The sequence below is a fragment of the Frankia sp. CeRuru1 genome (genome assembly GCF_977966315.1).
Map to the genome: position 1 here is coordinate 1 of NZ_CDWWEW010000234.1, position 8319 is coordinate 8319.

Annotated in this window: 6 protein-coding genes and 1 riboswitch; of the genes, 4 read left to right on the forward strand and 2 right to left on the reverse strand. The window is 69.9% G+C overall.

The genetic code is table 11. The features are described from left to right. The first annotated feature begins 124 nt into the window (after positions 1-124). A complete protein-coding gene (locus AC08OP_RS16255) occupies positions 125-1666 on the forward strand; it encodes an alpha,alpha-trehalose-phosphate synthase (UDP-forming) (protein WP_476614978.1) in 1542 nt (513 codons plus the stop codon). A 63-nt stretch (positions 1667-1729) separates the two neighbouring features. On the opposite strand, the gene AC08OP_RS16260 is transcribed toward AC08OP_RS16255, so the two are convergent. Further along, positions 1730-2527, reverse strand: coding sequence for an HAD family hydrolase (locus AC08OP_RS16260; protein WP_476614974.1), 798 nt, complete (start codon positions 2525-2527; stop codon positions 1730-1732). A 207-nt stretch (positions 2528-2734) separates the two neighbouring features. Continuing rightward, positions 2735-2851, forward strand: a riboswitch (SAM riboswitch). Positions 2852-2859: 8 nt separating this feature from the next. Between AC08OP_RS16260 and thrC the strand changes: the two genes are divergently transcribed. The 3 genes from thrC to AC08OP_RS16275 all read left to right on the forward strand — a co-directional run bounded on the left by thrC (position 2860) and on the right by AC08OP_RS16275 (position 7311). Beyond that, the gene (thrC, locus tag AC08OP_RS16265) at positions 2860-4137 is read left to right on the forward strand and encodes a threonine synthase (RefSeq protein ID WP_476614975.1); all 1278 of its coding nucleotides are present in this window, start codon (positions 2860-2862) and stop codon (positions 4135-4137) included. Between the two features lie 355 nt (positions 4138-4492). After that, positions 4493-6115: a chaperonin GroEL gene (groL, locus tag AC08OP_RS16270; RefSeq protein WP_476614976.1), complete on the forward strand. Its 1623-nt coding sequence runs from the start codon at positions 4493-4495 to the stop codon at positions 6113-6115. Between the two features lie 650 nt (positions 6116-6765). Next, the gene (locus AC08OP_RS16275) at positions 6766-7311 is read left to right on the forward strand and encodes a Uma2 family endonuclease (RefSeq protein WP_476593857.1); all 546 of its coding nucleotides are present in this window, start codon (positions 6766-6768) and stop codon (positions 7309-7311) included. Between the two features lie 17 nt (positions 7312-7328). On the opposite strand, the gene AC08OP_RS16280 is transcribed toward AC08OP_RS16275, so the two are convergent. Next, a partial coding sequence (locus AC08OP_RS16280; RefSeq protein ID WP_476614977.1) for a DEAD/DEAH box helicase occupies positions 7329-8319 on the reverse strand: 991 nt, incomplete at its 5' end.

Here is an 8319-nt window from a genome sequence, read left to right on the forward strand (position 1 = left end):
AGCCAGGGGCATTTCCGTGAGACATCTGTCGCTGATTCGTGAGCCTCCACCGCCAGACAAGACGATCTTGATGGACCGGCGTACAGGGCTGAGCGGATGGCCTACTCTCCGCAGTGTGCGTCGGATGCCGGGAGCCGAGGAAGACACCCTGCCGCGGCTGTGGCCGACTGGCACCGCGCGGGTGCTGGTCGCCTCCAACCGGGGGCCGGTGGCGTTCGCCGTCGGGGACGACGGGAAGCTGCGGATCCGGCGGGGCGCCGGCGGCCTCGTCAGTGGCCTCAGCCGGGTGGCGGCCGACGACGGTGACGGTCCGATGGCGTGGGTGTGTGCCGCCCTCAGTGACGCCGATCGCCGGGCAGCGCGTTCCGCGCCCGCCGGCCGCCTCGATCTCGCCGGCCACGACACCGGCGGCGCCGCCGTCCGGATGCTCGACGTCGACCAGGTCGTCTTCGACCGCGCCTACAACGCAGTCGCGAACCGCACACTCTGGTTCATCCACCACCTGCTCTACGCGCCGGCGTCGCAGCCGGTCTTCGGCCCGGCGTTCCGCCGCGACTGGGAAGCGTACGAGACCTACAACGAGATGTTCGCCCAGGCCCTCGCGCACGAGGCCGCCCCGGGCGCCTCGGTGCTGATCCAGGACTACCACCTGACCCTGGTCGCCGCCCGGCTGCGGGCGCTGCGGGCGGACCTGCGGATCGCCCACTTCAGCCACACTCCCTGGGCACCGCCGGAGTACTTCCGGATACTCCCGGACGACGTCAGCGAACAGATCCTGCGCGGCATGCTCGGCGCCGACCGGCTCGGGTTCCTCACCGACGCCTGGGCCGACGCGTTCCAGGAATGCTGCCGCGACCTCCTCGGACTGCGGATCGAGCGGCGGGCGGTGACCGTCGGGACAGCCGGGCCGGGACGGGAAGCCGGGCCGGGACGGGAAGCCGGGCCGCACCGGACGGTGCGGATCGGGGTACATCCGCTCGGCGTCAACGCGGACGAGCTGCGCGGCCGGGCCGCCGCCACCGACGTGGCCGCCCGGGCCGCCGAGCTGGTCGACCTGGCCGGCGGGCGGCGGCTCATCGTCCGGGTCGACCGCACCGAGCTGTCCAAGAACATCGTCCGTGGTCTCGACGCCTACCGGGAACTGCTGCGCACCCGTCCGGAATGGCGCGGCAAGGTGATGCACCTGGTCTGCGCCTACCCGTCACGGCACGATCTGCCGGAGTACCGGGAATACACCGCCGCGGTGCAGCGCCTAGCCGCGGAGATCGAGGACGAGTTCGCCACGGACACCTGGCTGCCGCTGCGGCTGGAGATCACCGACGACTACCCCCGGTCGATCGCGGCCCTCTCGCTCGCGGAGGTGCTCGTCGTCAACCCGATCCGGGACGGCATGAACCTCGTCGCCAAGGAGGGGCCGATCGTCTCGATCAGGGATGCCGTCCTCGTGCTCTCCCGGGAGGCCGGAGCCTGCGCGGAGATGGGCACGGCGGCGCTGGTCGTCAACCCGTTCGACATCCAGGCGACCGCGCGGGCCCTGCACACCGCCCTGACGATGCCCGCCCCCGAGCGGCGCCGGCGCGCCGAGGAGCTGGCCGCCGTCGCCGGGCGGCTACCGCCCCAGCTCTGGTTCACCGACCAGCTGCACGCCCTCGCCGCCGACCGGTGACCGTCCGGTCTGCCCTGCCGGGGCCGAACGTCGACGCGCGGACGGCGTTCAGGCGGACCGCGTTCAGGCGGCAACGGCCGCTCGCACCGCGCTGGCCCAGCCGGCGCCGACCGGGCCCGCCTCGACCGTGACGTTGTCGTACCGCGCCAGCAGGGCGGCGATGTCCGGGTGCCGCACCGCGTTCGCGACCAGGTGCATCCGCCCGACATGGGGAGCCATGGCCAGGTCGCTGGCGGAATCGCCGATGGCGATCGCCTCGGCCGGTGACACCCCGCGCCGCTTGAGGTCGTAGGCGACCGCGTCCCCCTTGCCCACACCGTCCGGGACCAGATGGTAGACGTGCGGATTCACTCCGAGATCAGGCATGTGGACCGGCGAGATCAGCCCGTTGTCGCGCATGCTCAACCAGGGGAACCCGGTCTCGGCGAGCCAGCCGTCGACCTCCGACACCTCGATCTTCCCGCGAAGCATGACGTCGACCTCCCGGCCGGAGTGCCAGGGGGTGTGCAGCTCCAGCCGCCCGGGGTAGCGCTCGACCATCCAGTCGAGCAGGTACTCCGGTACCTGGTCGAAGTCGGGCGGCATCGCGCCGCGCAGGATCTCGCTGTCGCGCCCCTCGTTCCAGCCGACGATCGCGCCGAGCTCCCCGATGAACCCGTCCGCGCCGAAGATCGCCGCGGCCTCGAGAAGCTGCGGACGGGTACGCCCGCTGACCAGGACCAGCGCAACGCCGGCGCCGTGCAGCTCGGCGAGCGCACGAGCCGGCTCCAGGGTGATCGCTCCCCCCTCCGCCCGGAAGAAACAACCCTTGGGACCGACCATCGTGCCGTCAAGATCGGTATAGACGACGCGGATACTCACTGTTACAGACTCCCTGGCTCTGGCGTGATCGGGTCGATCTCCGGGCATGGGGGCGCGCGCGGCCGGTACGAGTGGGCAGGACCCGCCCGCACCGGTGAGACCACACCGAGAAACCTCCGACCGACCCATATCATGTCCACAACCAGAGGCAACACCGGTGCACGACCACCCGCGCACGGTCTACAGTACGGACAGACAACTTCATCTGGCTCATCCAGAGGGGCAGAGGGAACGGCCCAGCGAAGCCCCGGCAACCACCCGCATCCCGTGCGCGGCAGGTGCTAATTCCGTCCTGGTGGCAGACTGCCCCGGGAAAGATGAGGAGCTTCTTCATGACACTCGCGCCCGAGCGCGCCACCGGTCCCGCCCTCGACGTCGCGAACCCCGCGGTCTCGCTGTCCTGTCGGCACTGCGGCGCCACCTACCCGCTGTCCCCTACGCATGTGTGCGTGGAATGCTTCGCTCCCCTGGAAATCGCCTACGACCCGGACCTGCTGGCTCGAGTGACCCGAGAGTCCATCGAACGCGGTCCGGCGAACCTGTGGCGTTATGTCGGGCTGCTGCCCGCCGGGCATGACCCGGCGCGGCGGGTCTCCCTCGGGGCCGGCTGGACGCCGCTGCGCCCGGCCCCGCGGCTCGCCGCGGAGCTGGGGATGAAGACGCTCTATATCAAGGACGACAGCGCCAACCCCACCCATTCTTTCAAGGACCGAGTCGTCTCCGTGGCGCTCACCGCCGCCCGCGAGCTGGGCTTCACCACGGTCGCCTGCGCCTCGACGGGCAACCTCGCGCAGTCGGTGGCGGCGCATGCGGCCGGTGCCGGGCTGCGCTCGGTGGTGCTCGTACCGCACGACCTCGAGGCCGGCAAGACGGTCTCCACCGGGGTGTACGGCGGGACGCTGGTCGCCATCCAGGGCAACTACGACGACGTGAACCGGTTGTGCAGCGAGCTGGCCGGGGAGTACGAGTGGGCGTTCGTCAACGTCAACGTCCGCCCCTTCTACGCCGAGGGGTCCAAGACGCTCGGCTACGAGGTCGCCGAGCAGCTCGGCTGGCGGCTGCCCGAGCAGGTCGTCGTGCCGATCGCCTCCGGCTCGCTGCTGACAAAGATCGACAAGGCCTTCGGTGAGCTCGGCCGGCTCGGCCTGGTCGAGCCGGCGCCGTACAGGGTGTTCGGTGCGCAGGCGGCCGGCTGCAACCCGGTGGCCGCCGCGTTCGCCCGGGGCGTCGAGACCGTCGCCCCGGTCCGGCCCGCCACAATCGCCAAGTCGCTGTCGATCGGCAACCCGGCCGACGGCCCCTACGCCCTCGACGTGGCTCGGCGGACCGGCGGGGCGATCGCGGACGTGACCGACGAGGAGATCATCGACGGGATCCGGCTGCTCGCCCGCACCGAGGGCCTCTTCGGCGAGACGGCCGGTGGCGTCACCGTGGCCACCCTGCGCAGGCTGCTGCGCGAGGGGCTGCTCGACCCGGCCGCCGAGACCATCCTCTACAACACCGGCGACGGGCTGAAGACGCTTGACCCCCTTGTCGAGACGGGCGGACCGACCGCGACGATCAAGCCGTCGCTGCGCGCCTTCGAGGCCGCCGGCCTCGGCGACGACTGACTCGGGCGCAGCACAGCCCGGCCCAGCGCAGCACAGCCCGGCCCAGCGCATTCGACGAACTTCGTGGACCACGCCGGACCAACGGAAGGGCCACGGACGACGGCGAGGCGCCGCGGGGGGGATCGGAGCCGGGCACGCGGAACCATGGGTCAGCTTGCACTCACTCGTGCCGAGTGCTAAACAAGAGCTGGCACTCTCGTCTAGGGAGTGCCAAGGCTGAAACGGCGAGGCTGCCCGATCCGCGCTGTGTCCGAGGTGCATCACCCGGGTCCGGAGCAGGCGGGAGCCGTCCGTCGCGGGCGTCGTTAGGGCCAGGCCATCGAACCTGCCATCCCACTGGGAGGACCCAGAAACCATGCCGAAGATCATTGCCTTCGACGAGGAGGCTCGGCGCGGCCTGGAGCGCGGCATGAACCAGCTGGCCGATGCGGTCAAGGTCACGCTCGGGCCGAAGGGCCGCAACGTCGTGCTGGAGAAGAAGTGGGGCGTACCCACGATCACCAACGACGGTGTGAGCATCGCCAAGGAGATCGAGCTCGAGGACCCGTACGAGAAGATCGGCGCGGAACTCGTCAAGGAAGTCGCGAAGAAGACCAACGACGTCGCGGGTGACGGCACCACCACCGCCACCATCCTGGCCCAGGCCCTGGTGCGCGAGGGTCTGCGCAACGTGGCCGCCGGCGCCAACCCCCTCGGGCTGAAGAAGGGCATCGAGGTCGCGGTCGAGCGCGTCTCCGAGGAGCTGTCCAAGCAGGCCAAGGAGGTCGAGACCAAGGAGCAGATCGCCTCCACGGCGTCCATCTCCGCGGGTGACTCGGCCATCGGCGGCCTCATCGCCGAGGCGCTGGACAAGGTCGGCAAGGAAGGCGTCGTCACCGTCGAGGAGAGCAACACCTTCGGCCTCGAGCTCGAGCTCACCGAGGGTATGCGCTTCGACAAGGGCTACATCTCGCCGTACTTCGTCACGGACGCGGACCGTCAGGAAGCCGTCCTGGACGACCCGTACATCCTGATCGTCAACAGCAAGATCTCCGCGGTCAAGGACCTGCTCCCGCTACTGGAGAAGGTCATGCAGACCGGCAAGCCGCTGGCGATCATCGCCGAGGATGTCGAGGGCGAGGCGCTGGCCACCCTGGTCGTCAACAAGATCCGCGGCACCTTCAAGAGCGTCGCGGTGAAGGCCCCCGGCTTCGGTGACCGCCGCAAGGCGATCCTGGGCGACATCGCCATCCTGACCGGTGGTCAGGTCATCTCCGAGGACGTCGGCCTCAAGCTCGAGAGCACCTCGCTCGACCTGCTCGGCCGTGCCCGGAAGATCGTTGTCACCAAGGACGAGACGACCGTCGTCGAGGGTGCCGGCGACACCGACCAGATCGCCGGTCGGGTCAGCCAGATCCGCAACGAGATCGAGAAGTCGGACTCGGACTACGACCGCGAGAAGCTCCAGGAGCGGCTCGCGAAGCTGGCTGGCGGCGTCGCCGTCATCAAGGTCGGCGCGGCCACCGAGGTCGAGCTCAAGGAGAAGAAGCACCGCATCGAGGACGCGGTGTCCAACGCGAAGGCCGCCGTCGAGGAGGGCATCGTCGCCGGTGGTGGCGTCGCGCTGCTCCAGGCGTCGATCACCGCCTTCGAGAAGCTGGACCTGTCCGGCGACGAGGCGACCGGTGCCAACATCGTCCGGCTCGCGCTCGAGGCGCCCATCAAGCAGATCGCCTTCAACAGCGGTCTCGAGGGCGGCGTCGTGGTCGAGAAGGTCCGCAACCTGCCGACCGGCCACGGCCTGAACGCGGCCACCGGCGAGTACGTCGACCTGATCGGCACCGGCATCATCGACCCGGCCAAGGTCACCCGCTCCGCCCTGCAGAACGCCGCGTCGATCGCCGGCCTGTTCCTCACCACCGAGGCCGTCATCGCTGACAAGCCGGAGAAGAACCCGGCCCCGGCAGTCCCGGGCGGCGGCGGCGACATGGACTTCTAGTCCAATTCGTCACCTGCTGTACCCTGCACCACCGTCTGGCCGAGGGCGGCTCCGGTTCTCCCGGGGCCGCCCTCGTGCGTTCGCCCGTGCATCACAGCCGAAGCCCCGACGGCTACCCCAGGAAGCTCGCCGAAGGCGAGCTGACGGAAACCCCGCCTCCACCCTTATGCCAGGGGTCCCCGCACTGCGCCGAAGCCCCGACCGCTACCCCAGGAAGCTCGCCGAAGGCGAGCTGACGGAAACCCCGCCTCCACCCTTATGCCAGGGGTCCCCGCACTGCGCCGAAGGCGCCGTGCGGGGCAAGGCTCGCCCCCGCGGACGGGAGGTTCCGCGGGGGCGAGCTCTCCGGCGTGGGAGCGGGCGCCGCTCGGGACGGAGCGAACGCCGGAAGGCACTCCCAAAGGCGACCTTTCCAAGAACGCTCTTCTCGGCCGCCATCGACGGCGATCAAATTACCATCGGGTAATCCAAGAGACAAGAGCTTTATGTCACTCCTTTTGAACAACTCGAAGGTCACCTTCGTTAGACTTCGACCTTTTACCGCGACACGGACAATTAACGCATGCCAGCTTTAGACAGCGGCCACGGCGACAGGCACGATAGCCCTCGTGGTTCAGGCCCCCGCACAGCCGCGCTCCCATCGCCCCTCGATGACCGTTCCCACTCCCCCGGTCACCGTGGAAGATCTCGACACGGGCGGGCATGATGACGCTCGGTTCGAGCTCCTGGACGGCTTGTGCGTCCTGCGACCATGGCCGACACCGCTGCGGGCCCGCGTCACGGCGCGCCTGGTCCGGATCCTGGCGGGCACGGCCTCCTCCGGAGCTCAGATCCTGCCGGCCGGGATCGGGGTGGAGCTGTCCCCCCGCAGTCTGCTCGTGCCGGATGTCGTGGTAGCGGCGAGCGGTGACACCGGCCGTCGGCTCCGGGGCACCCCGTCCCTCGTCATCGAAGTGGCCGACGCCAGCACCCGGCGCTACAACCGCACCCTCAAACTCGATCTCTACCGGCAACGCGGCGTGCCGTCCTGCTGGCTGATCGACCCGGACACCGCCACCATCGAGGCGTACGACCTGGTCGCCGATGCGTACCTCGCCACCCGCACGGTCAGCGGGAAGGAGACCTTCACCGCCACTCAGCCCTTTCCGGTGGCGATCCAGCCGGCCGAGCTGATCGACCCGCCCGACTCGGAGTGATGGCGCGACCCCGACCGCTACCCCAGGACGTCGTCGGCGTCGACGATGGTGTAGGCGTAGCCCTGCTCGGCGAGGAATCGCTGGCGGTGTGCCGCGTACTCCTGGTCGAGGGTGTCGCGGGCCACCACCGTGTAGAAGTGCGCCGTGCGGCCGTCGGCCTTGGGCCGCAGCACCCGACCGAGCCGCTGGGCCTCCTCCTGGCGGGAACCGAACGTGCCCGAGACCTGCACGGCCACCCCGGCCTCCGGCAGGTCGATGGAGACATTCGCGACCTTGGAAACGACCAATGTGGTGATCTCCCCGGTCCGGAACGCCTCGAACAGCCGCTCCCGCTCCCGGTTACGGGTAGAACCCTGGATGACCGGGGCGTCCAACAGCTCCCCGAGCTCGTCGAGCTGGTCGAGATATGCGCCGATCACCAGCACCCGGTCATCGGAGTGCCGGCGGACGAGACGTTCCACCACCGCCCGCTTGCTGCGGGCGGTGGCACACATCCGGTACCGCTCCTCCGGCTCGGCGACGGCGTAGGCCATCCGCTCGTCCTCGGTGAGCGTGACGCGCACCTCGGTGCACTGCGCCGGCGCGATCCAGCCCTGTGCCTCGATCTCCCGCCACGGGGCGTCATACCGCTTCGGCCCGATCAACGAGAAGACGTCGCCCTCCCGGCCGTCCTCCCGGACGAGGGTCGCGGTCAGGCCGAGCCGACGACGGGACTGGATGTCGGCGGTCATCCGGAAGACCGGCGCCGGGAGCAGATGCACCTCGTCGTAGACGATCAGACCCCAGTCCCGGGCCCCGAACAACTCCAGGTGCAGGTATTCGCCCTTACGCCGGGCCGTCATCACCTGGTAGGTAGCGATGGTGACCGGCCGGATCTCCTTGCGCTCCCCGGAGTACTCGCCGATCTCCTCCTCGGTCAGCGAGGTGCGGCGCAGCAGCTCGTGCCGCCACTGCCGGCCGGCCACCGTGTTCGTGACCAGGATCAGCGTGGTCGCCCCGGTCTGGGCC